General features: G+C 59.3%; 22 protein-coding genes. 8 read left to right on the top strand and 14 right to left on the bottom strand.

Going from position 1 to position 25,925, the window contains the following annotated elements; all coding sequences use genetic code 11:
- Positions 1-7: 7 nt before the first annotated feature.
- The 13 genes from hypE to nadC form a co-directional block, all read right to left on the bottom strand.
- Positions 8-1,015, bottom strand: a complete 1,008-nt coding sequence (hypE, locus tag AXF13_RS08830) for a hydrogenase expression/formation protein HypE (protein WP_062254792.1) — start codon at positions 1,013-1,015, stop codon at positions 8-10.
- Positions 1,016-1,018: 3 nt separating this feature from the next.
- Positions 1,019-2,110 (bottom strand): hydrogenase formation protein HypD, encoded by a 1,092-nt coding sequence (hypD, locus tag AXF13_RS08825; protein ID WP_062252675.1) that lies wholly within the window; start codon positions 2,108-2,110, stop codon positions 1,019-1,021.
- Positions 2,111-2,260: 150 nt separating this feature from the next.
- Positions 2,261-3,427: a hypothetical protein gene (locus AXF13_RS16720; RefSeq protein WP_150116136.1), complete on the bottom strand. Its 1,167-nt coding sequence runs from the start codon at positions 3,425-3,427 to the stop codon at positions 2,261-2,263.
- A 9-nt stretch (positions 3,428-3,436) separates the two neighbouring features.
- Complete coding sequence (locus AXF13_RS16025) at positions 3,437-4,864, bottom strand: MBOAT family O-acyltransferase (RefSeq protein WP_083522036.1); 1,428 nt, start codon at positions 4,862-4,864, stop codon at positions 3,437-3,439.
- Positions 4,865-4,986: 122 nt separating this feature from the next.
- Complete coding sequence (argC, locus tag AXF13_RS08815; RefSeq protein ID WP_008685080.1) at positions 4,987-6,042, bottom strand: N-acetyl-gamma-glutamyl-phosphate reductase; 1,056 nt, start codon at positions 6,040-6,042, stop codon at positions 4,987-4,989.
- 183 nt (positions 6,043-6,225) lie between these two features.
- Positions 6,226-6,558 carry a DUF1844 domain-containing protein gene (locus tag AXF13_RS08810; protein WP_008685079.1) on the bottom strand — a complete coding sequence of 111 codons (333 nt, stop codon included), beginning with the start codon at positions 6,556-6,558 and terminating at the stop codon, positions 6,226-6,228.
- 122 nt (positions 6,559-6,680) lie between these two features.
- A complete protein-coding gene (locus AXF13_RS08805) occupies positions 6,681-7,871 on the bottom strand; it encodes a pyridoxal-phosphate-dependent aminotransferase family protein (RefSeq protein WP_062252671.1) in 1,191 nt (396 codons plus the stop codon).
- An 18-nt stretch (positions 7,872-7,889) separates the two neighbouring features.
- Entirely contained in the window at positions 7,890-9,080 is a 1,191-nt protein-coding gene (locus AXF13_RS08800; RefSeq protein ID WP_062252669.1) for a class I SAM-dependent rRNA methyltransferase, read from the bottom strand.
- Between the two features lie 12 nt (positions 9,081-9,092).
- The gene (locus AXF13_RS08795) at positions 9,093-10,610 is read right to left on the bottom strand and encodes a hypothetical protein (protein WP_062252667.1); all 1,518 of its coding nucleotides are present in this window, start codon (positions 10,608-10,610) and stop codon (positions 9,093-9,095) included.
- A gap of 6 nt (positions 10,611-10,616) precedes the next feature.
- On the bottom strand, positions 10,617-12,212 hold the full coding sequence (locus AXF13_RS08790; RefSeq protein WP_062252665.1) for a hypothetical protein: 1,596 nt from the start codon (positions 12,210-12,212) through the stop codon (positions 10,617-10,619).
- Positions 12,213-12,231: 19 nt separating this feature from the next.
- Positions 12,232-13,836: an L-aspartate oxidase gene (nadB, locus tag AXF13_RS08785; protein WP_062252663.1), complete on the bottom strand. Its 1,605-nt coding sequence runs from the start codon at positions 13,834-13,836 to the stop codon at positions 12,232-12,234.
- 10 nt (positions 13,837-13,846) lie between these two features.
- The gene (gene nadA, locus AXF13_RS08780; protein WP_008685073.1) at positions 13,847-14,893 is read right to left on the bottom strand and encodes a quinolinate synthase NadA; all 1,047 of its coding nucleotides are present in this window, start codon (positions 14,891-14,893) and stop codon (positions 13,847-13,849) included.
- 76 nt (positions 14,894-14,969) lie between these two features.
- Complete coding sequence (nadC, locus tag AXF13_RS08775) at positions 14,970-15,842, bottom strand: carboxylating nicotinate-nucleotide diphosphorylase (protein WP_062252661.1); 873 nt, start codon at positions 15,840-15,842, stop codon at positions 14,970-14,972.
- A 348-nt stretch (positions 15,843-16,190) separates the two neighbouring features.
- Here nadC and mgtE point away from each other — a divergent pair, with 348 nt between their 5' ends.
- A complete protein-coding gene (gene mgtE / locus AXF13_RS08770) occupies positions 16,191-17,585 on the top strand; it encodes a magnesium transporter (protein ID WP_009302243.1) in 1,395 nt (464 codons plus the stop codon).
- Positions 17,586-17,789: 204 nt separating this feature from the next.
- Here the strand turns inward: mgtE and AXF13_RS08765 are convergent, their stop codons facing one another.
- A complete protein-coding gene (locus tag AXF13_RS08765; protein ID WP_062252659.1) occupies positions 17,790-18,050 on the bottom strand; it encodes a helix-turn-helix domain-containing protein in 261 nt (86 codons plus the stop codon).
- A gap of 154 nt (positions 18,051-18,204) precedes the next feature.
- On the opposite strand from AXF13_RS08765, the gene AXF13_RS08760 reads away from it, so the two are divergent.
- The 7 genes from AXF13_RS08760 (at position 18,205) to AXF13_RS08730 (ending at position 25,919) form a co-directional block, all read left to right on the top strand.
- The gene (locus tag AXF13_RS08760; protein ID WP_062252657.1) at positions 18,205-19,806 is read left to right on the top strand and encodes a DUF6056 family protein; all 1,602 of its coding nucleotides are present in this window, start codon (positions 18,205-18,207) and stop codon (positions 19,804-19,806) included.
- A 534-nt stretch (positions 19,807-20,340) separates the two neighbouring features.
- Positions 20,341-21,021: a response regulator gene (locus AXF13_RS08755; RefSeq protein ID WP_062252655.1), complete on the top strand. Its 681-nt coding sequence runs from the start codon at positions 20,341-20,343 to the stop codon at positions 21,019-21,021.
- A 383-nt stretch (positions 21,022-21,404) separates the two neighbouring features.
- Entirely contained in the window at positions 21,405-22,487 is a 1,083-nt protein-coding gene (locus AXF13_RS08750; RefSeq protein ID WP_223299888.1) for a sulfite exporter TauE/SafE family protein, read from the top strand.
- A gap of 27 nt (positions 22,488-22,514) precedes the next feature.
- Positions 22,515-22,946 (top strand): hypothetical protein, encoded by a 432-nt coding sequence (locus tag AXF13_RS08745; protein ID WP_062252653.1) that lies wholly within the window; start codon positions 22,515-22,517, stop codon positions 22,944-22,946.
- Between the two features lie 171 nt (positions 22,947-23,117).
- Complete coding sequence (locus tag AXF13_RS08740) at positions 23,118-24,860, top strand: sensor histidine kinase (protein WP_062252652.1); 1,743 nt, start codon at positions 23,118-23,120, stop codon at positions 24,858-24,860.
- Position 24,861: 1 nt separating this feature from the next.
- Positions 24,862-25,266, top strand: coding sequence for a response regulator transcription factor (locus tag AXF13_RS08735; RefSeq protein ID WP_062252650.1), 405 nt, complete (start codon positions 24,862-24,864; stop codon positions 25,264-25,266).
- Entirely contained in the window at positions 25,263-25,919 is a 657-nt protein-coding gene (locus tag AXF13_RS08730) for a hypothetical protein (protein ID WP_062252647.1), read from the top strand. Before AXF13_RS08735 ends, AXF13_RS08730 begins: the two co-directional genes overlap by 4 nt.
- Positions 25,920-25,925: the final 6 nt, after the last annotated feature.

The following is a 25,925-nucleotide window of genomic DNA, read 5'->3' as shown; positions in this document are numbered from 1 at the left end:
ACAGCTCCTAGCAGATGCGCGGCAACTGCGCCCCTTCCAGCATCCCCAACAGCCGCTGACCGCCGATGCGCGTGCGCAGCAGCACCTGCCCGGCCTTGCCCTCGCTCACGCTGCCGATGCGCGCGGCTTCGGCCCCGTAAGGCGAGGCGCGCATGGCCGCCAGAGCGGCTTCGGCCCTGTCTTCGGGCAGAATGCAGATGCACTTGCCCTCATTGGCCAGATAGAGCGGGTCCAGGCCCAGGAAGGAGCAGCCGCTTTTAACGGACTCATGCACCGGAATGCGCTCTTCTTCCAGGTTGATGCAGACCTGGGACTGTTCGGCGATTTCATTCAGAGTGGTGGCCAGGCCGCCGCGTGTGGGGTCGCGCAGCACATGCACTTCACCGGCGGCGGCAATGACGTCCTCGATCATCCGATTCAGGGGCGCGGAATCCGAAGCCACATCCGTGAGAAAGGAGAGATTTTCGCGGCTGCCCATGACGGTCAGGCCATGGTCGCCCAGCGCGCCGCTGATCAGCACCGCGTCGCCGGGGCGGGCGCTGTGCCCGGAGGGGGCCGGGTCAATGAAAATTTCGCCCACGCCCGTGGTGTTGATGAAGATTTTATCGCATACCCCGCGCGGCACCACTTTGGTGTCGCCGGTGACGATCTGCACATCGGCGGTGCGGGCCGCCTGGCCCATGTCCGCGACCACGCGCTCCAAGGTGTCCAGGGGCAGGCCTTCCTCCAGGATGAAGGCGCAGCTCAGATAGCGGGGCCGCGCGCCGAGCATGGACACGTCATTGACCGTGCCGTGCACGGCCAGACTGCCGATGCTGCCGCCCGGAAAAAAGAGCGGCGTCACGGTGTAGGAATCCGTGCTCATGGCCAGGGGGCCGCGCAGACCATCCAGCAGGGCCGCGTCATCCAGGCGTTCCAACAGAGGGTTGGCGAAATGGCGCAGAAAACACTGCGCCACCAGGCGTTGTGAGGCCCGGCCGCCGCTGCCCGCATCCAGCAAGAGACAATCGTCCATCAATCAATGCTCCGAATATTTGAAGTAGGCCGCGCAACTGCCCTCGGTGGAAACCATGCAGGGTCCCACGGGCGTGGCCGGAGTGCATTTTTTGCCGAACAGCGGGCAGGCCGGGGGGGCAATGCGCCCCTTGAGCACGTCGCCGCAACGGCAGCCGGGCAAGGACGCCACCTCGGGCAGGCGCAGGTCCAGGCGGGCCATGGCGTCGAGATCCGCGTATTCGGGCCGCAGGGCCAGGCCGCTTTGAGGGATGCGGCCCAAGCCGCGCCAGAGCGCGTCGGCGGGCTGGAAAAACTGCTCCAGCAGGGCGCGCGCCTTGGGATTGCCCGTGTCGTCCACAGCGCGGGGATAGGCGTTGACCACGGCCGGGGCCTTGTCCCGCAGTTGTTCGGCCATGAGGCAGAGGGCCAGGAGGATGTCCGCCGGTTCAAAACCGCCCACCACGCCCGGCACATGGTATTCCGAGGCCAGAAAGCCGTAGGGCTGCAAACCCAGAATGGTGGAGACGTGGCCGGGCAGCAGAAAGGCCTCCACCGCGCAGGAGGCGTCGTCCAGCAGGGCGCGCAGGGCCGGGGGCACCAGTTTGTGCAGGGAAAGCACGCAGAAATTTTCGATCTTGCGCCGGCGGGCCGTGAGCAGGGTGGCCGCCACCGTGGGCGCGGTGGTCTCAAAGCCGATGCCCAGAAAAACCACTGTGTCGTTGGGATTGGCCGCGGCCAGACTCAGGGCGTCCAGGGGCGAGTAGACGATTTCCACGCGCGCGCCCTGGGCCTGGGCATGCTTGAGGCTGCGCCCGCCGGGCCCCGGCACGCGCAGCAGATCGCCGAATGTGGCCACAATGACCCTGTCCCGACCGGCCAGGTCCAGGAAGGCCGCCACTTCCGCGTCGTGCGTCACGCAGACCGGACAGCCCGGCCCGGAAAGGTGGGTGACCGAGGCGGGCAGCAGGGAGCGCAGGCCGCTCTGGAAAATGGCTACCGTATGCGTGCCGCAGACCTCCATGAAACGCATGGAGCGCCCGTCCAGGGCGCGTTCCAGGCGCTGCAGGAGACCGCGGCAGAGTTGGGGATCCTGAAAGGCGGTGTTCAGTTGCATGATTTCCCCATAACTATTTAAGGCAATCAAGTCCAGAAGGGAGCCCTTGTCTCTCGCCCGAAAAGCATAAAGCGTGTGGATATGTTTAGCAACATCTGTGTATATTATACGAACTTGCTAAAAAATATTATATTAATATATTGATAATATTCAGTTTTCTGTACGAATTTCTTTCAGCATGCGCTGTGCCTCATCGTTTAGTTTGACAATGTTAAAATTATAAGCTTGTAAATAGCATGTTTTGAGATATTGCTCGACATTATGTGTTGTTAATATATACTTTTTATTAGCAATTGAATCAAGAAAAAAGCTATTAATGTCTTCATTGTAGTGAACAGTATCTTTATAGTTTGATATTTCATATGTGAAAGGCTGGTCTTCAAATCCATAAATATATACATTTCTCATCTTGTGAGTCCTATTGACGATATAATTTATCGCATATTGATGTAATAGAAAACTCTCAGGATCATTTTGAAGCATAGTTGCATATCTATATTTATAGTATGGCGGAAATATAAAATGGAAAATAGTCGATTTATATTGCGATATTATATCTATTATAAATTTATTTATATACTTTTCTATCTCTACTTTTTTATAACTATTAGTTATCTTTTTTGTCTTTTTTTTACTAGCAAGTATAGCAGATTTTGGAAGTTCTTTAGTTAAAAATTTTTTCATATCCTCTTTTTGCCAGTCCTTTATCCAATTCTCAAGCCCACCAAAGCGGTTTTTATACTGGCAGAACCATGCGTTTGGACGATCAAGTGCCGCCGGTCGGGTTAAGGTTCTAGGATTACCAGCGGTTAATAAATATTTCTTTGTAAAATATATTCTAAAATCATTTAGTATAATATCATCATATAAAAAATCCCAAAGCTCAGGTGGATATTGAGGCTGACCCTTTCTACAGTCTAAATAATATGTATCAAGAGAGTAAATAACCTGCCTGATGCCTTTTTTAAGTGCATACTTTAGGATAATTGCTCGTTCATAAAAATCACCTCCACTTATTGAGATATTAACGAACACACCGCCAAGTTTTTGTGATGCTTCACCAGAAGAGGTATTTTCCAGCATCGATGTGCCAATGATAATAGAATCAAATGTATAATTATTGATGATCCCTGCTGCTTGTTCACGCATATGTGGAGAGAGTCTATTATGATAGAAAAAAGATTTGTGAAATACTTGCAACGGATCAATTATATATAGAATAGACAATAAAAAAATAAATATTATTAAAATGACTATAAAAACAGTCCTAATGTACCTATAGGTATATTTTTTATAGTCAATAAATGTGTTTGCCATAGTAAAGCCTCAAAATTGGCTATAGATAAATTCTTGGTGCGTCTGAGGAATTAACAGTGCAAATACGCTGATGGATGTAAGGATAACTGCAAGCCATAAACGATAGTTTGCTGCCTTGAGGAGGATTTGTGAAGAGTTGGGCCGGCAAAGAGTAATCCAGAGGGCTGTAAGGACAAAAAGACATATTAGGTGGAATGAGGGCATATTACTTGCCTCGATGGCTGCTTCGCGCCAGGACGCCCTGAACCAAAAGCCGTTGTATCCCAGCCAAGCGTCCAAGAATTTTCCAAATCGTTTAAAGTCGGGTACGCGAAAAGCAGTCCAGGCAAAATTAAGAAAGATGAACATAAACAACCAGCCGCAGAACCGCGGCATCTGACGTTTCCATACATGCGCCCAGAGACGGTGAAGAACTAATGCGGTGCCATGTAGAGCACCCCAGAGAACAAATGTCCAGGCTGCACCGTGCCATAGCCCGCCCAATAAGAATGTTACAAGAATATTACAAAGTGTGCGTGGAGTCCCTTTACGACTTCCACCTAATGGAATATAGAGATAGTCTCTAAGCCAAAGTGAAAGTGTAATATGCCATCGTCGCCAAAAATCTTGAATATTTGTCGATTGATATGGGGAAAGGAAGTTCCATGGCAGTCGGATATTAAAGAAAAGCGCGCAGGCCATAGCCATGTCGCTGTAACCAGAAAAATCGAAATAAAGCTGAAGGGTATATGCCAAACTGGCGAAGCTGGCCTCCAGAAATGTAAGTGAATCTGTGAGATCAAAGCTGTGATGCACAATAGGGGCGAGATTATCTGCGAGAAGCACTTTTTTGGCTAATCCAATACTAAGCAATGTAAGGGCATTAAAGATGTTTTCCCAATATACATCGCTTTTCGTTTCTAAGTGTAATTGTGGAGCTATTTCACTATGGCGGATAATCGGTCCGGAAACTATATACGGAAAAAAGCACACAATTAGGAAATATTCAAAAAAAGTTTCCAATTTTGAATTATATTTTTCGTTGTATATATCAACAAGATACGCAATTTGCTGAAATGTAAAAAAGCTAATACCGATAGGTAGAATGATTTCAAGGAGAGAAATATTCGCACCGGTAGTTATACTGATATTTTTTATTATGAAATTTGCATATTTAAAGAATGCCAACGATGCAATATTATATATTATTCCAGACCAGAATATTGTTTTACGCTTCCGTGACCTCATTGAAAGAGCTTGGCCGCATGCATAATTGACAGCGATGGATGTGAGAAGTATCCAAATTTGATCAGTTTTCCACCATGCATAGTAGAGAAGAGAGGCAAAAAGCAAAAAACCGATACTCTCTCTTCCTCTGGAATATGCATGAATAGCGTGCCAAGTAAGCACAACAAGAGGCAGAAAGAGGAACAAGAATACAGGTGAGCTGAATGGCATGTCAACTCACCTGTATTGAACATTGTAATAGAAAACTCTCTCTCTCTCTCTCTCTCTCTCTCTCTCTCTCTCTCTCTCTCTCTCTGTTCATTGTAATCATACTAATATGAGTAGTTTTACATTTATGCCAAGGGCGCGAGACGTTCCAGGCCGGTATCCACGGGCAGGCCGCACATCAGGTTGGCGTTGGCCAGAGCCTGTCCCGAAGCGCCGCGGCAGAGGTTGTCGATGGCCGCCAGGATGATCAGGCGGTTGGTGCGCGGGTCCACCACCAGACCGAGATCGCAGAACATGCTGCCGCGCACGTAGCGGGTTTCGGGCAGACGGCCCTTGGGCAGCACGCGGACCCAGGGGCTGCGCTCCCAGGTGCGGCAGAAGGCTTCATGCACGCTGTCCAGATTGGCGGCGGGATCCTTGAGCTTGGTATAGATGGTGGAGAGGATTCCCCGGTTCATGGGCAGCAGATGCGTATTGAAGGACAGGCGTACTTCCTGTCCGGCCAGCAGGGAAACTTCCTGCTCGATTTCCGGGGTGTGGCGATGGCGGGGCAGGCCGTAGGCGCGGAAGTTGTCCGACACTTCGCAGAACAGGGTGGGCACGGCGGCCTTACGGCCCGCGCCGGTGGCTCCGGACTTGGAATCCACCACAATGTCCCCGGTTTCGATGAGGTCGTTTTTGAGTGCCGCGTACAGGCCAAGAATCACCGAGGTGGGATAGCAGCCCGGGTTGGCCGTGAGGTTGGTCTGGGCGATGTCCGCGGCATAGAGTTCCGGCAGGCCGTAGACGGCCCAGCGCAAAAGCTCCTTGCTGTGATGCTCGTTCTTGTACCAGCGCTCGTATACCCCGGCGTCATGGATGCGGAAGTCAGCCGAAAGATCCACCACCTTGACCCCGGCCTCCAGCAGGGGAGCGGCCATATCCATGGCCGTGCCCGCGGGAACGGCCAGGAAGACCAGATCGCAATGCTGGGCCGCTTCCCTGGGCTCGAAAATGCTGATGATCACGTCCGCGCCCGGCATATGTTCCAGGAAGGGATAAAATTCGCCCAGGCGTTTGCCCGCCTCGGCCCTGGAACAGGCCATGGTCAGGCGCATGGAGGGATGCCCGGCCAGCAGCCGCGCCAATTCCATGCCCGCATAGCCGGTAATGCCCACAAGCCCCACATTGATTGTCTTCATGCCGCGTGTCCTTTACAGGGAATCCTGGAACGGTTGTGATTGCCGATGAACAGACAGGCGTACCCCTCGGACGCCGGGCCCAGCCGCGTGTTGCCGTCTTCAGCCGCCGTCCGTGCCGCAACAATCAAAGCGCGGCGAACCGCGTTTGTGCCCCGGCTTCAGCCCGATATTTTCAATGCATCACTACTTTTGGGCGGAGGCTTCCGCCATCTTTTTTTCACAGTCCGGGCCGCACTTGATCACGAATTTCATGCGCAGTTCGTACAGAATGCTTTCCAGCAACCGGCGTTCCTGCTCTTCAAGACAGCGCTCGGTCTTCTGGCGCAGCATTTCCAGCACGTCGATATTGTGCCGGGCCAGCGCCAGATCCTGCTCCATCCGGCCTGTTTCGGGATCGGGCACTTCGCCCAGCTGCACCAGGGCCGAAGAGGCCAGGGAAAGAATGAAAGTGGAAAAGGTCACCTCGGGCAGAGGACCGTCCTTGGAGCTATGGCAGCCGCAATCGTTCTGGTTCATGTCAACCTCATGCTGATGTTTGCATTGGGGCCGTAACCCGCCATCCGGTCCCGTATTTCCCATACATAAGGTTTTTTCCGGTCCGGGCAAGGGCACGCCGCGCATTGTTCATCAGCACTGCCCTAACTGTGCACCAGAACTCTGGGCAGGAACTCGCCCGGTTTGTCCTCCAGGGCCGCGCGGTAGGCGGCCATGCCCTGTTCCAGATAGTCGCGCGCGCCGGAGAAACCGCCCGCTTCCATCAGGCCCCGGTCCAGAGCGTACAGCCCGGCCAGCACGTCGGCCCAGTCCACCCAGCCCATATGCCCGATGCGCACAATCCGGCCCTTGAGCTGATCCTGTCCGCCCGCCATGCAGACGCCGTGCTTTTCCAGGGCCAGGCGCAGCACTTCCGTGCCGTCCACGCCCTCGGGCAGCAGCACGCTGGTGATGCCCCAGGCGAAATGTTCCGGTGCGAAGAGATCCAGACCCATGGCCGTGACGCCCGCGCGGGTCAGCATGGTCAATGCCCACTGCTTGGCATACACGGCTTCCAGGCCGTTTTCCAGCAGCATGTCCAGGCTTTCATCCAGGCCCACGATCAGATTCACCGCCGAGGTGAACAGGGTCTGGCCTTTTGCCACATATTCCCGCTCCTTGAGCAGGTTGAAGTAGAAACAGCCGGGCGTCACGCCCGCGGCTTTTTCCCAGGCCCGCTCCGAAAGGGCCAGCAGGGCTAGGCCCGGCGGCAGCATCAGGCCTTTCTGCGAGCCGGTGAGCAGGCAGTCCAGGCCCCATTCGTCCAGAGGGCAGGGAGAAAGGCCCACGGCGGAAATGCCGTCCACCACCAGCAGAACGTCGCGTTGGCGGATGATCCGGGCCACCTCCCGCACCGGGTGCAGCACGCCGGTGGAGGTTTCGGAAAGCTGGATCAGCACGCCTGTAATGGCGGGATCGGCGGCCAGGGCTTCCTCCACCTGCTCGGGGCGTACGGCCCGGCCCCAGGGCACTTCCAGGGTGACGACCTCCAGGCCGCGCGAAACGGCGATGGCTTTCCAGCGCTGGCCGAATTTGCCCGCCTCCACCACCAGCACCTTCTCACCGGGATTGAACAGGCCGTACACGGCGGCGGTCATGGCTCCCGTGCCGGAGCAGGAAAGGGGCAGCACCGTGCCTTGGGTGCCGAAAAGAACACGCAGCTTTTCCTGCACCCGGCCCATGATCGCTTTGAATTCGCTTTTGCGGTGGTGGATCATGTCCCGGGCCAGGGTCAGTCGTACGCGCTCCGGCAGGGGCGTGGGACCGGGAGTGAGCAGGCGTACTTTATTGAGCATGGGAAACTCCGTGATGGTTTAGCCCACCTGGGCGATGAAGCATTTGAGATACGCTGTTTCGGGCATGGCGGCATGCACCGGATGATCCGGCCCCTGGCCGCCCGCGTAGACCAGCCGGGCGTGCAGCCTGCGCCGGGACGCGGCCTGGGCCACGCAGCCGCGCAGGGCCTCGGCGGCAAGATGGTGCGAGCAGGAAGAGCTTGCCAGCACGCCGCCCGGCGTCAGCAGGCGCATGGCCAGACCGTTGATCTTGCGGTAGGCCGCCAGGCCCTGGGCCGCGTCTTTGCGGCGTTTGATGAAGGCGGGCGGGTCCAGGCTGATCAGAGAAAAGCGTCGGCCTTCCTCGTACAGCTCGTTGAGCTGGTGAAAAGCGTCGCCGCAGATGGTTTCCACCGCGCCTTTGCCCGCCGGAACCGGTGCATTGACCGCCGCGTTTTCGCGGGCCAGAGCCAACGCCTGGGGCGAGGCGTCCAGAAATGTCACGGATGCGGCCCCGGCAGCGGCGGCCGTTACGCCGAAGCCGCCCGCATAGCAGAAAATGTCCAGCACGTCCGCGCCGTCCGCGTAGCGCGCCAGCTCTCGCCGGTTGGCGCGCTGATCGTAAAACCAGCCGGTTTTCTGGCCCGTGGCGCAGGGCGCGAAAAAACGGCAGCCGTTTTCCGGCACTTCCAGACGCTCAGGCAGGTCGCCACGGCTTTGGGTCTCGCGGGAAAGGCCCTCCAGGCCCCGCGCGGCAAGGTCGTTGTCGAAAAGCAGGGACGCGGGCGCGAGCAGTTCGTCCAGGCATTGGACGATGAACTCCTTGCGGCTCTCCATGCCCGCGGTACTGATTTGCAGGGTGCAGTGTTCGCCGTAGCGGTCGATGACCAGACCGGGCAGGAAATCACCCTCGCCGTGGCAGAGCCGGTACCAGGGTTCCGGAAAGAGCCGCTGGCGCAGAATCAGGGCACGGCTCAGGCGCTCATGCAGCAGGGTCTTGTCCAGAGGCGCGTCGGCCCGGTGCGCATGCAGGCGCGCGCAGATCAGCGAGGCCGGGTTCAGGCAGACGCTGCCCAGAGGCGCGCCGCGCGCGTCGCAGAGCGTGGCTTCCTCGCCGGGCGTAAAGTCCGTGAGCGGGCTTTTCTGCGTATCCACTTCATTGCTGAACACCCAGAGATGCCCGGCGCGGATGCGGCGGTCCTCATTCTTTTTGAGCCAGAGTTTACGCATGCGTTAATGTGGTTAAGGTTGCGGGCTTTGCCCGGCGTTGATGCGCGCCGCCTGTTGTTCCAGGCTTTCCGCGCCCGGCTGTGCCTCGGCACGGAACAATGCGCCGGGGTTTCCGGCCGCCAGCGCGTCCAGCACTTCCGTCAGGTTGTAGAGCCTGCCCGGCGTGCTGCTGATTTCAAGGCTGCCGGGCCGATTTACAAAGGTTTCCAAAGCTGCGGCAAGCGCCCTGTTTTCCGACGTGGTTTGGACGCAAAAATTGTTGACGGCGGCGGTGAACACGGCGGCGGCCCGCCCGTCCGGGGGCAGCATGAGGGCCAGCCGGCCCATGAGCCCGTGATCTTCAAAACGCAGTTTAAGATCGCCGTAAGTCTGGCTGAACAGGGCCTGCTGCTGGTCCATGCCCTCAGTATTGCCGGAGATCAGCAGGCTGTAGCGCAGATCGCCCAGATTCGCGGCCTTGACCATGCCCTTTTCCAGAATGCTGTCCTGACCCTGCTCCTCGACTGAAATGTCGGCGTCCAGTCGTATGGTGTCCAGACCGGGCAGGGCAAGGCCGTAGCCTTGCAGAACCGCGGGCAGGGACAGGCCGGAAAGATTGATCCGGTAGCGGGCAGGCCGGTTGGAGAGCCATTCGAAACTGCCTGTCTTGAGTTCGGCCCTGTCCTCCGGCAAAGGCATGGTCAGGCCGTTAAGGCGCAATTCGCGGAACAGTGGTTCGTCCGCGGCGAGCATTTCCTGAAACAGGGCCTGCATGCTCCGCTGATCCGGAGGCGCGCCGAACAATCGCGAGAGACGCCGCAGCAGGGCTTCCTCGGGCAGCACGATGCCGCTCTGGCTCAGGCTGTCCAGGACCAGGCCGTCCTGCCCGTCGATGCGCAGCCGCAGGTCCGTGAGGACCGCTTCCTCCATATGGCGGCCGCGCCAGTTGCGCAGGCCGGCTTCCTTGATGCTTATATACAGCGGCCGGTTCACGGTGGGGATATCCACGCTGATGAAGGAAGCACGGATGTTGTCCGCGCCCATGCGGTAGGTGAGCCCCGGAGAGTCGGGCAGCTTCGCGCCTTCGGCCAGATCCCGCAGCAGGGCGCTGTCCGCATAGAGGGCGTCGACTTCTTCCCGTTGCATGACGACCTTGCCCAGAGACGTGCGCGCGCTGACATTGAGCAGGAGCAGGCCTTCGGCCACGGTCGTCATGCCCTGTTCAGGCAGAACCGCGCCGCGTAAAGGCGTGCAGGCCAGCATGGCCCGCAGGGGCAGGCGCAGGGAAATTTCCGCGGCCTGATAGGTGACCGGGCCCTGCGGTTGAACCATGCGCAGTTCCAGACCACGCAGCAGCAGCTTGCGGGTCAAGGGCGAAAAGTCGAGGACTTCGACGCCGGACTGAACCGGGCTGCCGTCAAAGGAGGTCAGCCCCGCCAGTGCTTGCCGTATTTGATTCTCCACCCGCGGCCGCAGCCATAACTGCGCGGCCAGCACAAGAAGCAGCACCGCGAGCAGCAGCGGAGCGAGGATAAGGACGGTTTTCTTCATGTCGCGCTATTTTGCCTTGGCCGCGGTCGCGTCCAGGCCGCTGATCTGCTGTTCCAGGCTTTCCTTGCCCGGTTGAGCCGTGACGCTGAGCAGAGCGCCGGGATCCTTGCCGCCCAGTTTGGCGAGCAGCTCGAAAACACGGAAGGTCTTGCCGGGCCTGCTTTGCACTTCCAGCACGCCGGGCCGGGAGACGAAGGTTTCCAGGGCATCGCGGACGGCCGCATTTTCCGGCGTATCGCCGGGGCAGAGCTCGGCGATGGCCGCCTTGAGCGCCGGGGTGGCCCCCTGGGCCGAGGGAATAACGTTTCTGACCAGATAGGCCGTGAGCCCCTGGTCCGTATATTTCAGGTTGACGTCCTTGTACGAGCTGAGGAACAGCGCCTGCGGACCGGCCAATGGCGAGCCCGCGGACATGATGAAATCATAGTCCAGCGAGCCCAGATGCTGGGCGCTGAGCAGGCCCTTGTGGCGTCCGCCGTCGCCCCCGGACGTAAAGCCCAGCTTCGCATCCAGAACCAGAGCGGGCAGACCGGGAAAGGCCAGATCGCTTTCGCGCTCCAGCAAAGGCGTGGGCAGGGAAAGAGCATCCACGCTGAGGCCGTACTGCAAAGGCGTGTTGGACTGCCAGTTCAGGGCTATTTTTTTAAAGGTCAGGGCCTGACCATCCAGAGGAAAATGAAGGTCAGAGAAGCTGATTTCCCGCAGCAAAGGCTCGCCGGTGGTAACGATGCGCAGCAGCAGAGCCTGCAAGGCATTTTCGTCGGGTTTCGTCTGGGAAAGCAGGGTCAGCAATTCCTGCATGGCCGCTTCTTCCGGCAGGGTGAACCGCTTTTCCGTGATGTTGCCCAGGCGCATAAGCTCCCGGTCTTTTTCCTTGAGAACAATGCCGTCCGCAACGGCTTCTTCTATGGTGCGGCCTTCCCAGTTGCGGATGCGCATGGCGTCGCAACTGAAATCCATCTTGATGCCCTGTTCGGGGATCGTCATCTCGGAAGTCATGGCCGAAGCCCGCATTTCGCCGATACCTATGCGATAGAGGGCGTTCAGCATATTCGAGGGCTTCCGCTGTTCCAGCAGTTCCCGGATCAGGCCGCTTTCCATGCGGATGTCAACGGCTTCCTGATCCCGCACGACGCTTCGCGCGCTGACGGTGCCCTGATTGAGGGAATAGACGAAGTTGGAAATGCGCATCTCCTCGCCCACGGCCATCATGCCCGTTTCGGGCAGAATCATGTCGCGCAGGGGTGTGAACAGCAGAAGCGCCCGCCAGGGCAAACGATAGGAGGCTTCCTCCAGCGTATAGTTCAGGGCCGCGCTCCGGGGCTGCTGTTCGACGCCCGCCTCAAAAGCGGGCAGGTCCATTGTGCCGCGCAGTTCCAGACCGCGCAGGATCAGGCGCCGGGAAAAGGCCGAGAATTCGACGCTTTTTACTTTCAACGGCTCAAAGCGCAGAAGCTCCGAAAACGCCAGGGCTTCCGGCAGAGCGGCCAGTTCCAGGCGGGCCTGTTCCTCCAGCTTCGGGCCCAGCCAGAATTGCAGGGCTGCGAACCCGGCCAGAACCAGCACCGCCAGGATGAGAATCACGCGGATGAGACTTTTCATGCTTGTTTTTTCCTTCGGCTCAGTCCACCCGGTGGTGGCAGCCCAGACTTACAGGGTTGCGCATGGCCGCCTGGGTAATGACATAGGCCGTCTGCGAGCCGTGGAAAAGATCCACCAGACGTCGGGAAATGCGGGTGCGTTTGTAGAAATCATGGATATGGCGCACAAGGTCGCGCATATCCTCAAAGGCCCGGCGCAGGCGCGCGTCGGTGCGCGAAATGCCCACGTAGTTCCACATGGTGTTGCGGATATTGGCCCAGTCCTGGGCCACCAGGGCCGGATCGTCGTGGCGTTCGTCGCCTTCGTGCTGCCAGTCCGGAATGGCGGCGGCCAGACCCGTGGGCATGCCGCCGCTTGCGGCGCGGCGCGCCAGATCCTTCCCGCAGCTCACCCCCCAGACCAAGGCTTCCAGCAATGAGGTGCTGGCCAGGCGATTGGCCCCGTGCAGGCCGGTGCAGGCGCATTCGCCGATGGCGTACAGGCCGCGCATGGAGGTGCGGCCCCGCGTGTCGGTGAGCACGCCGCCGCAGAAATAATGCGCGGCGGGCACCACCGGGATGGGTTCCTTGCGAATGTCCAGCCCCGCCTCCCGGCACTGCTCGAACACTGTGGGGAAACGGGTGGGCAGGTCCTGCTTGACGCCGCTCACGTCCAGGAACAGGCAGGGCGCGCCGCTGTGCAGCATTTCCTCCATCATGGCCTGGGCCACCACGTCGCGCGGGGCCAGATCGCCGCGTTTGTCGTGGCGGAGCATGAAGGCCCGGCCTTTTTCGTCCAGCAGGCGCGCGCCCTCGCCGCGCATGGCTTCGGTGATCAGGGGGCGGCGGTTGCTGCGCTCCTCATACAGGGCCGTGGGATGGAACTGCATGAATTCCAGATTCGCCAGATCCACGCCCGCGCGGAAGGCCATGGACACGCCCGTGCCCACGCAGCCCGGCGCATTGGTGGAGTGCAGAAAGACCTGGCCCACGCCCCCGGTGGCCAGCACCGTCCAGTCGGCCAGAATGGTTTCCGGTTCGCCGCTTTCCTCATTGAGGACATAGGCCCCCAGGCAGCGGTTGTCCACTTCGTAACGGAACTGCGCGTTTTTGGCATGATGGTGGCTGGTCAGCAGGTCGATGGCCGCGCGCCGATGCAGGCAAGTGATGCGCGGATGGGCCAGCACCTGGGCCGTGAGCCCGTCCATGAGCGCCCGGCCCGAGTAGTCGGCCCGGTGCAGGATGCGCGGGGCCGAGTGCCCGCCCTCGCGGGTCAGGTTGAAACTGCCGTCCGGATTGCGGTCAAACCGCACGCCCGCGCGTTTGATCAGCACTTCGTCCACGCAGAGCGGGCCTTGTTGGCAGAGCCAGCGCACGGCCTTGCGGTAATTGTAGTTGTGCCCGGCCACCAGGATGTCTTTTTCCAGGGCGCGGGCGTCATCGTCGTCGGCGGGATCGTCGGGCCGGGGCGCCGCGCGATAGATGATTCCCCCCTGCGCCAGCTCCGAATTGCCGTCGGCCAGATTATCTCCGGCGTTGAGCAGCAGCACGTCACAACCGGCGTCGGCCAGGGTCAGGGCGGCGGTGCAGCCGGCCACGCCCGAGCCGATGATCAGGATGGGCACATGGCGGCGGGTGGGAGTCACAGCTCTGTCCTCATTGACCGCAAACCTCCAGCATGCGGGTTAAGGAGCGGCGGGCGGGACCGCACAGCGCGGCCTCCACGGTGAGAGGCTCGGCCGTTCCGTGGGCAATGGCGGTGAGTGTAGCCAAAAGTTTCGCTTCCGTCACCTTGGCCATGTCCGGACAAATGGCCCGGCCCAGGGAAAGAACACGGCAACGCCCTTTGTGGCGGGCGGCCAGCCGGTCCACCAGATTGTTTTCCGTGCCGATGACCAGGGTGGAGCCGGGCGCTTCTTCAGCCAGGCGCGCGGCTTCCTTGATCAGAAAGGAGGTGGAGCCGGCGGCGTCGCAACGCTCGATGAGTTCCGGGCGGCATTCGGGGTGGGCCACCACCCGGCAGCCCGGATGGGCCGCGCGCGCGGCAGCCGCCTGTTCGGGCTTGAGCCGGGCGTGGATGGCGCAACAGCCGGGCCAGAGCAGCAGGGGACGCTCCAGGGGCTGGCTTTCGGGATTGATCAGGCCGTGGCCGTTAAGGCGCAGGATATGCTGCCGGTCCGGCGCAAGCCCCAGTTTTTTGGCCATGTTGCGGCCCAGATGCTTGTCCGGCAGAAAGAGCACGCCGTCGCCCTGGTCCAGGGCCCAGCGCAGCATGGTTTCCGCATTGGCCGAAGTGCAGACCGCGCCGCCGTATTCTCCCACCACGGCCTTGAGCCCCAAGGTGGTGTTGACGTAGGCCAGGGGCACGATGCGGCGGCCCGTGGCGGTCAGTTGTTCCAGAACGCGGCGGGCCAGACCCGCCGGGGTCATCAGGGACATCATGCAGTCCGCGCCGGGTTCGGGCAGATGCACGGCCTGGCCCGGCTTGGCGAGCAGGGCCGCGGATTCGCCCATGAAAAAGACTCCGCAGAAGACAATGTGCTCCGCGTCCACGCCGGGCACGCGGCGGGCCAACTCCAGGGAGTCGCCGGTGACGTCGCAGTGGGCCACCACCGCATCGTTCTGATAATGATGGCCCATGATGCAGAGCCTGTCGCCCAGTTGTTCCTTAAGCGCCGCCACGGCGGCGGTGATGTCGTTCATGGTATGATCCGTTATTAGGGGAATATGTGTCGGCGTCGCGCCGGTTGGGAACGATTCCTTGTTGTCCGGGACCTTTTCAGGCCGGAATCAGGGTCATGCTGAAATCCGCGGCCACGGCTGAGTGGGTGAGGCGACCCACGGAAATGAAATCCGGGCGGCGCGGCCCGGTCAGGGCGATGGCGCGGATGGTCTCCAGGCGCACGCCGCCGCTGACTTCGGCTTCAATGTCCGGCGGCACCAGGGCCAGGGCCTGGCTCAGCCGCGGGGCTTCCATATTGTCCATCATGATCCGCTCGGCCCCGGCCGCCACGGCCTCGCGCACATGCTCCAGAGTTCGGCATTCCACCTCCACGGGCGGGCAGGGCCGGTAGCGGGCGCGCAATTTGGCTACGGCTGCGGTGATGGAACCGGCCGCGTCGATGTGGTTATCTTTGAGCATGAGCATTTCCGCGAGATTTTTGCGGTGATTCACGCCGCCGCCCGCCTGTACCGCGTATTTTTCGGGCCAGCGCAGGCCGGGCGTGGTTTTGCGCGTATCCAGCAGGCGCACGCCCGTGCCATCCAGTTCGCGCACGTAGCGGGCCGTGAGGTTGGCGATGCCCGAAAGATGGGTGATGAAATTGAGGATGACCCGTTCCGCCTTGAGCATGGCTACGGCCGGAGCCGCGATGCGGGCCACCTCGGTCATGGACGGCACGTGCGAGCCTTCCCCTGCCGAAGCCTGCCAGCGAAAGGGGACGTCCAGGGCCTTGAACACCGCGCCGATAACGGGCAGGCCTACCACCAGAGTGTCCTCTTTGGCGCGGATGGCGGCGTGCATCCGCGCTTCCGGCGGGAAGAGCCCCAAGGCCGTCAGCTCCGGCCCGTCCTCAACCAGGGCCAGATCAATACATTCTTGCAGCAGCCGTTCCCCTTCGGGAGAAAAAAAAGCGGCCCAGGGCGTGAACATTGCGCTTGTCCCCACTTCATGCGCGTGCTAAACGAAAAGCGCCCGCGCGCGTCCGCCGCGCCTGCGCCGGAACCGGGCACGCGGCATGAAGGCGTGCGGAACCGTGGCGCGCCGAACGGGCGCACAGCCGGTCCGGGGGCTCTGAAGTAGATAGAATGCCCTGTGGCGCGCGTCAAGTTGCGGGCCGCATTGGGAGCTTTTTCACATACGCGCGAAGCCGTAGCGCGGTCCCGGACCCGTCTCCTGTCCGGCACGGCCGCGTCATACAGTCGCGGTAGTCTTGCGCCGCCTTCATCCGGCGGCGTGCCGTCATGTTTCATTGTTCCGTATCCTGCAAAAGGCTTGCTCATGGCTGACGATCGTAACGACGAAATCCGCCCCTCCCGTGTCGTGGATGAAAGCCCGGACGCATCGGAGAGCGGCGACGCGCACGGCATCAGCATGCCCGAGATCTGCCGGGAGGTGGGCGACGAGGCCGAGTTCGTCCATCCGGCGGACATGGCTGATCATCTGGAAAATCTGAGCCTGGAAAAGCAGGTCTGCGCCCTGCGCCACATGACCACCGAGGATGCCGCCGAGGCCCTGGCCGAGCTGGACGGCAACGTGGCCGTGGACGTGCTGGAAAATCTGGACGCCGACGTGGCCGCCCAGATCATCGCCGAAATGGCGCCGGACGACGCCGCCGACGTGCTGGACGAACTGGATGAGGAGCACCGCGACGTCCTGCTGGAAAAGCTGACCAAGGAAGATTCCGAGGAATTGCGCAATCTGCTCAATTTCGACCCGGATTCCGCGGCCGGTGCCATGAACACCGAGTTGATCCTGCTGGAGAAGGCTCTTACGGTGGATGAGGCGATTGCCCACATCCGGCGCGAGATGGAGGACGACAAGGAGAGCCCCTATTACGGCTATGTGGTGGACGAAAAGGACGTGCTGGTGGGCGTGCTTTCCCTGCGCGACCTGATGCTGGCCCGCCCCGGCACCATCGTGGGCGACGCCGCGGCCGGGCAGAGCGTTATCAGCGTGACCTACGACACGGACAAACGCGAAGTCGCCAGCCTGCTTTCACACTACAATTTTCTGGCCATGCCCGTGGTGGATTACGAGGGACATATCATGGGCGTGGTCACCTATGACGACATCATGGACATCATGCACGAGGAGGCCAGCGCCGACATGCTCGGCATGGTGGGCGCGGACCCCGAGGAAAGCGTGGATACGCCTTGGACGGAAAGCGTCCGCAAGCGCCTGCCCTGGCTGATGGTCAATCTGTTCAATTCCGCGCTTTCGGCCTCGGTGGTCTACATGTTCGAGGGCACCATCGCCCAGATGGCCGTGCTGGCCGTGCTCATGCCCATGGTCGCCAACCAGGCGGGCAATACCGGCCAGCAGGCTCTGGCCGTGATGATCCGCCAGTTGGCGACAGACCGTTTTGACCAGAAAAAAGCCTGGATGGCCGTGCTGCGCGAGGGCAAGATCGGCATCGTCACCGGCTTGTTCATGGCTGTCACTGCCTTTCTGGGGGCCTGGTGGTTCACGGGCAACCACCTGGTGGGCGCGGTCATGGGCGGCGCGCTGCTCTGCGACATGATTCTGGGCGCGGTGGCCGGGGGTTCCATTCCGCTGATTTTCCGCGCCGTGGGCCGTGACCCGGCCCAGGCTTCCAGCATCTTCCTGACGACCATTACCGACGGCGCGGGCTTCTTTATTTTTCTTGGTCTGGCGACGCTGTTCATTTTCTGAAATTCCGCGCCGTCGGCATAGGCGAACATCAAAAACGCGCTGAGAACGCCATCCACGCGGAAAAGGCGATTTTATAACTAACCGCAACCTTACAGGAAGGTTGACGCAAGAGTATTTTTTTAGGCTCTGTTATACTTATCGGTGGATGAGCTTCGTCCACCGCTTTTTTATCCTTTGTCAAGCCTGTTATGGCCGCTACGGAATTTATTCCTTTCCAGACTTCTCCAAATTCGCTCTTTCTTCTTCCACTCTCCTGAAGAACTCAACCGGTGACACCTTCAGAGCCTCGCAAATCGCATATAAAGCGGTAATCGTTGGGTTCCTTCTCCCCTTTGTTATCCCTCTCACATAGCAGTCTTGCAGCTCTGCATCGCTGGCTACCGCCAGCTTCGTCAGCTTGCGTTCCTTCCGTATTGCTTCAACGGTAATAGCCAAGGCTTCCAAGAGATTAGGACAGTTTTTCATCCTGTCAGGTTACACAATGCCTTGACATAAATCCGATACTTTCGTACCGAATCAAAAACGGTACTAAAATATCGAATTTGGGGAGGATAAAACCATACCCAAGCGGATAGTAACTCTCTCTTTCAAGAACTAAATATCGCAGTTAGGCATTAAAATGAATAAATCCAGTGTAGTCATTGCATCTATTTTTATATTTTGCACAATATCATTCTTTTGCGCCATGACTCCATTGGTATTCGATGATTTTGGATATGGAGCAGGCGGTTCAGGTCTGTCAGATATTTTCAAAGCTCAAGTCCAAGAACACCTTACTTGGAGCGGGAAGTTCATCGGCCATTTCATGGCAAGAGTGCTGTTGCATGGCCCATCGTGGCTGCATCCCCTTCTCACTCCCCTTATATTTCTTGGCCTTGTTCTTTCCGGGGTACTGCTGACATTGGGCGCTCAATGGCGCGATAAAATACGGGCATGGCATTTGATAACCTTGGCAGGGTTGCTCTGGTTCGCTTTACCCGCATTCGGAACAGTTTACTTCTGGCGTACCGGCACAGCCGATTACGGTTACAGCCTGTTTTTCGCCACGGCATTTCTGGTGCCATACCGCTTTTGGATCGACAAAAAGAATTATCACCGTGCTGGCGGCTCAGTTTTTGCCCTCGCGGGCTTATTGGCAGGTTGCAGCAACGAGAATGTGGGCATGCTGGCAATCCTTGCAGCCCTGGGTGCGACTATCTACCGCTTTCGTACTCTTAAAATAGTTCCAGCTTGGGCTGCTGCCGGAATCATCGGGGCAGTGTCCGGCTGGCTGCTTATGATGACAGCCCCTGCCAACGCAGTGCGCCTTGCACAACTTGGCGGCATGGAGAAAATCCCCGCCTTTTCATTTGAATCCTTTCACAGATTTTTAATCTTCTGGAGTTCACAGCAGCTAGAAATGTCGCCCTACATACTGGTTGCTCTCGTCTGTATCTGGTTGCTGTACCGTCAGGACAGGATAAAGATTGCAACTTTTTTGCCGGGCTTTGTATTTTTTCTTATGGCACAAGCTAGTCTTGCTGCCTTTATTTTCAGTCCATCCACTCCCTATAGAGCCATGTCCGCCACATTCTTTTACACGGCATGTTGTTGTTTTACATTTATTGCGGCTTTAAATCTGAAAGATGTTTGCCAAAAGCTGCTCTATGCTGCTTTCTGTCTCGTTCTTCTATCCAGCGTGCTGATGGAAGCACACGTCTTCATTCAGGCACAGCCTGCTATTGCAAAGAGAAATCAGGCAATGAAGCAGGGAACAGTTACAGCAGAATCGTTTGATTACCCTCAAACCGACAAATATTTTTTCCCCACCTATGATATTATTGAAATAAACGCATATGCTGATTCCCAAAAATATCAGATGATTCCCTGGAACAAAGCTGCTCTGCTGAACGTGGAAGGGACTTCCGGCATTTATGGCCTTGTTATCAGCAACATGGTGTATCTGGATAATCTTCCATCCGGAACAGTGCATGTTGCCGCCATAGCGCACAGACAAACCGTATCAAGCACTATTCAAGCAGTTTTGCGTTACTTCTTGCCGCTTAAAGAAACAACGTCCATGTCTGCCGTTGTCGCACGTTATGCGCCGGCTTCCACGCCGACTACAACAGACGGCAAAGCCTCTCTGCATATACCGGGCGTCACAAATCTAAACGATGTAGCCTACATAGGCATTGAAGAAAACGGCAAGCCAATGGTATGGCGGCGTATTTATGAGTGAGAGCCAGGAAACATTGGCAGCAGTAATCCTTTTTCATTTATAGTTACTATTCACTATTCATGTGATTAAGATTTTTAGCAAAAAGTAAGATATAGAATATGCAGACATAACAGTACATTAAAATAATTTATATTACTTATGACATATATCTTGATACTGATTTTATATATATACAATTTGAGATGATACCTAAAGTTACTACCTGTGAGGACAGGAAAATTATTATCTATGGAAATTCGATAAACGATGCATCGTATTGAGAAGCAAACAAAATCGTAATGAGTGTTTGTTAGTTCCGGCTGAATCTCGTGAGTTTGAAGCGTGCTGTAACGGCTTACAAGCGATGGCCCAACCATTATAGGCTATGACCTCTTTTTAGGTAGAAGAAATTTTTTTCTTCACCTGGACACAAAAGATGTTTATCCTGTCCATTCACCTACCCTGCGGACCTCCCGCCCCGCGGCAGACAAAACAGCCCAAATAGGCTATGACGATCTTGTTCCGGGTGGAAACAGGGGAGGGCAAGCAAGCGATATGGGCGAGAGTTCCGGACGTGAGATCTGCCGCATTCTGCTGGTGGACGATCACAAGCTGCTCATGGAAGGCGTGCGCAGCCTGCTCGCTCCGCACGCCCATCTGCGTGTGGCGGGCATGGCCCTGAGCGGCGGCGAGGCCGTGGCTCTGGCCGCCTCCCTTGCGCCGCAGATCGTGATCATGGACCTGGGCATGCCGGGCATGAACGGCGTGGACGCCAGCCGTGCCGTGCTCCAGGTACAGCCGCAGGCGCGGATTTTGATCTACACCGGCCATGAGGACCAGCGCTTCCTGCCCGAACTTATCGACCTCGGCATCATGGGCCATGTACGCAAGTCCGAACCGCCGGGCGTGCTGCTCAAAGCCATTGAGAGCCTGCGCCGGGGCGAAATCTTTCTGACCTGTCCGGACCCCGGCGGCTGTCTGGCCGAATTGCTGCGCCGCCGCCGCGACGCCGCGGAACACGGCGGCAGCGGGGATCTCAGTGCGCTTTCCCCGCGCGAGAAAGAGATTTTCCGTCTCCTGGCCGACGGCAAAAGCGTCAAAAGCATTGCCCAGGATCTCTGCATCAGTCCCAAAACTGTGGAAACCCACAAGTACAACCTGCTTACCAAACTGCAGGCCGGTTCCGTGGGCGACCTCGTCAAAATCGCCATCCGGCACGGTCTGGTGCGGGTTTGAACCCGCGCGGCCGGGGGGCGGGCAAAGTAACTTTTCAAAGTTACTTTGCCTTGGCGTCTGCTTTCGCAGCCGCCCGCGCCTGAAGCCAAGGTGGGACCGCGTTCCCGCCGCGCTTCAGCCGTTGCCGCTGGGCGGCTTGCTTGAGCCGTTCTACGGATCAAGACAGCAGCGCTACGGATGACGACAGCAACGATAGGTTGAGGGCAGCGTCAACTTTGAGAGTGTCAATTCTCAAAATTAATCCGCTCTGGGGATGGGGAAAGCCCTGAGGCGGATGCGCAGAAATCAGGATTCTCCCGATGGTCCGCTTACGTCGGGCACGGTAGAGTCGCGCCATTCCGAACATCCACGTGTGCCTCGGCGCATGCCGCAAGGGGGAAACAATGGCGCGTATTTTCCGCAGAAATCCGGATAAGGACAAAACTCTTTTCTGGCCGTGGCTCTTGCCGCTGGTCGTCTGTCTGACTCTGATCGGGCCGTGCGCGGCCCTGGCCGTGGACGCGGTTTCCGCACCGGGAACACAGGCCGTCGCGGCGGATACGGGCGCGACGCTGCACGCGGCCCCCACCCCTGCCACGCCGCCCGCCTCCCAGGCGCCGGCGGTGGCCGCCGCGCCGCTGGACAACCATCCCTGGTGGTTCTGGCCCCTGGCCCTGCTGGGCTTCTGCTTCATTCTGGGGATCATCGCGGTCATGGCCGGCGTGGGCGGCGGCGTGCTGTTCGTGCCGCTGGTCAGCGGCTTTTTCCCTTTCCATCTGGACTTTGTGCGCGGCGCGGGCCTGCTGGTGGCCCTGGCCGGAGCCCTGGCCGCCGGGCCGGGTCTGTTGCGGCGTAACTTCGCCAATCTGCGCCTGGCCCTGCCCGTGGCGCTGATCGCCTCGGCCTGCGCCATTGTGGGCGCCATGCTGGGTCTGGCCCTGCCCACAGACGTCGTGCAGACCTGCCTCGGCGCGGTTATTCTGGGCATCGCCGTGCTGCTGCTGGTGTCCAAAAACTCTGTGCGCCCGGTGGTCACCAAACAGGACGCCGTGGGGCTGGCGCTGGGCATGAACGGCGTCTTTCTGGAGCCCAGTACCGGCGAGGTGGTGGAATGGAAGACCCACCGCACCTTCCTGGGCCTGCTTTTCTTCATCGCCATCGGCATCATGGCCGGCATGTTCGGCCTGGGTGCCGGCTGGGCCAACGTGCCTGTGCTCAACCTGCTCATGGGCGTGCCGCTCAAGGTCAGCGTGGGAACCTCCAAGTTCCTGCTTTCCATCACCGACACCTCGGCGGCCTGGGTCTATCTGAACCAGGGTTGCGTCATTCCGCTCATGGCCATCCCTTCCATCGTGGGCCTGATGCTCGGCTCGGTGGTGGGCGTGCGCCTGCTGGCCAAGGCCAAGCCCAAGTTCATCCGCTATATGGTGATCATCGTGCTTTTCTTCTCCGGAGCCAAGGCGCTCATGAAGGGCCTCGGCTGGTAGCCGGGCAGAACGCACAGGAGACGACTTATGAATACCGTGGATCTGAAAAAAGAAATCAAGGCCTCGCCCGCGCAACTGCGCTATGCCGACACCCTGTTTTACGGCGCGCTCATCGGGTTTGTGCTTATGCTCGTCACCTACGCCCTCTATGTGCTGGGCGTGCTTGAACCGCAGGTGCCCCTGACCGAACTGCCCCGCCTCTGGACCGGCAGCGCTGCCGACTACCGCGCCGCCGGGCACATCCCGCAGGGTTGGGGCTGGCTTGCCTTGGTGGGCAAGGGCGATATATGCAATTTCTTGGGCATCGTGTTTCTGGCGGCCCTGACCATCATCTGCTTTTTGCAGTTGGCCTGGAGCCTGATCCGGCGCAAGCAATGGCTGATGACGACCATCGCTCTGCTGGAAGTGCTGGTGTTGAGTCTGGCGGCTTCGGGGATTCTCGTCGCCGGCGGCCATTAAAAAGCGTCTTTTGTCCCCTGGCGGCGTCAAACGGCGTTTTTTACTTGGCCATGGACGAAAAGAGTCCACTCCCGTCGTAAAAAACTTGTTTTCCTTGCCAGGGGACAAAATCCGTCTTTTTAATGTGGGTTCATGCGGAAGCGTATGAGCCGGAAAATGCTGGAGGGGCCTATGTTTGCCGCGATCAAAAAATACTTCGGCCAGTTGCTGGAAGTGCCCGAGGCCGTGTCCCCGGCGCGCTACCGCTCGCTCCGGCGGCTGATGACCGTGTTGATGGTGGCGGTTTCCGTGGCTCCTCTGCTGATCATGTCCGGGTTCAGCCACGTCCAGTACATGAAGACCCTGGAGCGGGAAATGGAAAGCCCGCTCTACGCCCTGGCGCGCAAGTCCCAGGCCTCTCTGGAGCTCTTTCTGGGCGAACGGGCCTCAACCGTGAGCCTGATCGCCCATGCCTACAGCTTCAAGGATCTGGCCGACGAAAAGACGCTGAACCGCATTTTCTGGGCCCTCAAGAGCGAATTCAAGGGCTTTGTGGACATGGGCCTCGTGGATGTGGAAGGCCGTCAGGTGGACTATGTGGGGCCCTACAAGCTCAAGGGCGCGGATTACGCGGGGCAGCCCTGGCTACGCGAGGCCGAGATCAAGGGCCGTTACATCAGCAACGCTTTCCTTGGCCTGCGTGGTTTTCCGCACATGGTCATCGCCGTGCATCGCCTGGAGGAAAACGGCAGTTCCTGGACACTGCGCGTGACCATCGATACCTCCCGCCTGGAGCAGCTGGTGTCCGCCGTGGGGCCGGAACAGGACACGGACGTCTTTCTCTGCGACAGCGCGGGCGTTCTGCAGACCAGTTCCCGCCTGTACGGCAAGGCTCTGGACAAACTGCCCTTTCAACTGCCCCCGGCCAGCCACGAGACCCTGGTGCGGCGCATGACCGACGACAAGGGGCATACCCTGCTGGTGGCCTCCACCATGCTGACGGGCACGGATCTGATGCTGCTGGCCGTGAAGCCCAGTCTGGAGGCTTTCCGGCCCTGGACCACATTGCGCACCGAGCTTTTGCTGGTGCTCTGCGGCGGCATCGCGATCATTGTGTTGGTTTCGCATCTGCTGATGAAGCACCTGGTGGGCCGTCTCCAGGCCAGCGACGAGCGGCGGGTGGCTGTTTTCGCCCAGATGGAGCATAATCAGAAACTTTCCTCCATCGGCAGGCTGGCCGCCGGGGTTGCCCACGAGGTCAACAATCCCCTGGCCGTGATTTACGAAAAAGCCGGTCTGGCTCTGGATTTCCTGCGCATGAGCAAGGATTGCGCGAGCTATGAAAAGCACCGGGAGCGGATCCTCGCACTTCTGGAGAGCATTGAAGGCACGGTGGAGCGGGCGCGCGGCATCACCCACCGTTTGCTGGGTTTCTCGCGCCGCATGGAGGCCAACCGCCAGTCCCTGCGCTTGGCGGAAGTCATCACCGAAAGTTCTGAATTTTTGGAACGTGAGGCCAAGAACCGGGGCGTGCAGCTCTGCCTGGACCTGCCCGGCGACCTGCCGGAAATCGTATCGGACCGTGGCCAGTTACAGCAGATTTTCCTGAACATCCTGGGCAACGCCCTGGATGCCGTCAGCGACGTGGAGCAGGGCGGCCGCATTGAAGTGAGTTGTTCCTGTCCGGATGAGGCCAGCGTGGCCGTGAGCGTCAAGGATAACGGCAAGGGCATGCCGCCGGACGTGCTCAAGCATATTTTCGAGCCCTTCTATTCCACCAAGAAGGACAAGGGCACGGGCCTCGGCATGTTCATCACGTACGGCATCGTGCGCCGTCTGGGCGGAGACATTGTTGTGGAAAGCGAAGAGGGGCGGGGCAGCCTGGTGCGCATAACCCTGCCGCTGACGCCGCCTGAAGGCGCTGTGGAGGTCTGAAATGGCGTTGCGTATTCTTTTGGCTGACGACGAAAAGGAATTTGTGGAAACCCTGGCCGAACGCCTCACGCTGCGGGGCCATGCGACGCGCGTGGTCTACGACGGACCGTCGGCTCTGGCGGCGGTGGAGGATGAAGTGCCGGACGTGGCCGTACTGGACCTGCTCATGCCCGGCCTGCCCGGCGACGAAACCCTGCGCCGGATCAAGGCCGCGCATCCGGAGCTGCCGGTCATTCTGCTCACCGGGCACGATGCCGTGGACGACACGGGCGTGGCCCCGGCGGCCCAGGCCTTTGCCTGCCTGACCAAGCCCCTGAGCTTCGCCGTTTTTCAGGAAACGCTGGAGGCCGCGGCCCAGAGCGCGCGTTCCGGCGGCATACCGTCGTCGCAGGGAGGCCGGTCATGAACGACAGCCAGTGCATGGCCTGTCTGCTGGCCTCGGGCGTCCATGATATGCGCAACGTCCTGGCCGTGATCCGCGAGTCCGCGGGGCTGGCGCAGGATATGGCCGCCCTGGCCGGAGCGGCCCTGCCCAGGGGTGAGCGCCTCCTGGCGGCCCTGACTGAAGTGCAGAGCCAGATTCTGCAGGGCGCGGCTCTGGCCGAGGGCATGGAATTCATGGCCCAGGCCGGGGGCGCGGAAAATGAAAACGCGGGTCCCTGCGACTTGGCCCGGGTCTGCCGGATTTTCTGCCGCATGGCCGCGCGTCAGGCCAGAGCCGCCCAGATGCGTCTGGTCAGCGGCGATAACGAGGAGCCGGTCTGGGCTCCGGTGCCGCCGCTGGAGGTCTTGCGCTCTCTGCTGGAGATTTTTGACCTCTGCGCCTCGGTGGGCGGGCAGGTGACGCTCAGATTTACCGCCGGCAGGCAGCAGAAGGCCGAGGGCGTCATCATTGAAGTCGTGGAAGGGGCCAACGCCGATCTGGCCTTGTCGGCCCTGACCGGCAGCCCTCTGCTCAATGGCCTCAGGCCCGGCTGGCAGGCCGTGCTGATGCCTTGGCGCGACGCCGGGGGACGCTTTTTCCTTTCCCTCGCGGCGCGCGATTCCGAAAGTACTTAACGGATA

This window comes from Desulfovibrio fairfieldensis (assembly GCF_001553605.1).
GTDB classification, from domain to species: domain Bacteria; phylum Desulfobacterota; class Desulfovibrionia; order Desulfovibrionales; family Desulfovibrionaceae; genus Desulfovibrio; species Desulfovibrio fairfieldensis.
Note: the sequence above shows the minus strand (reverse complement) of the source record. Positions and strands in the feature narration are given on the sequence as shown.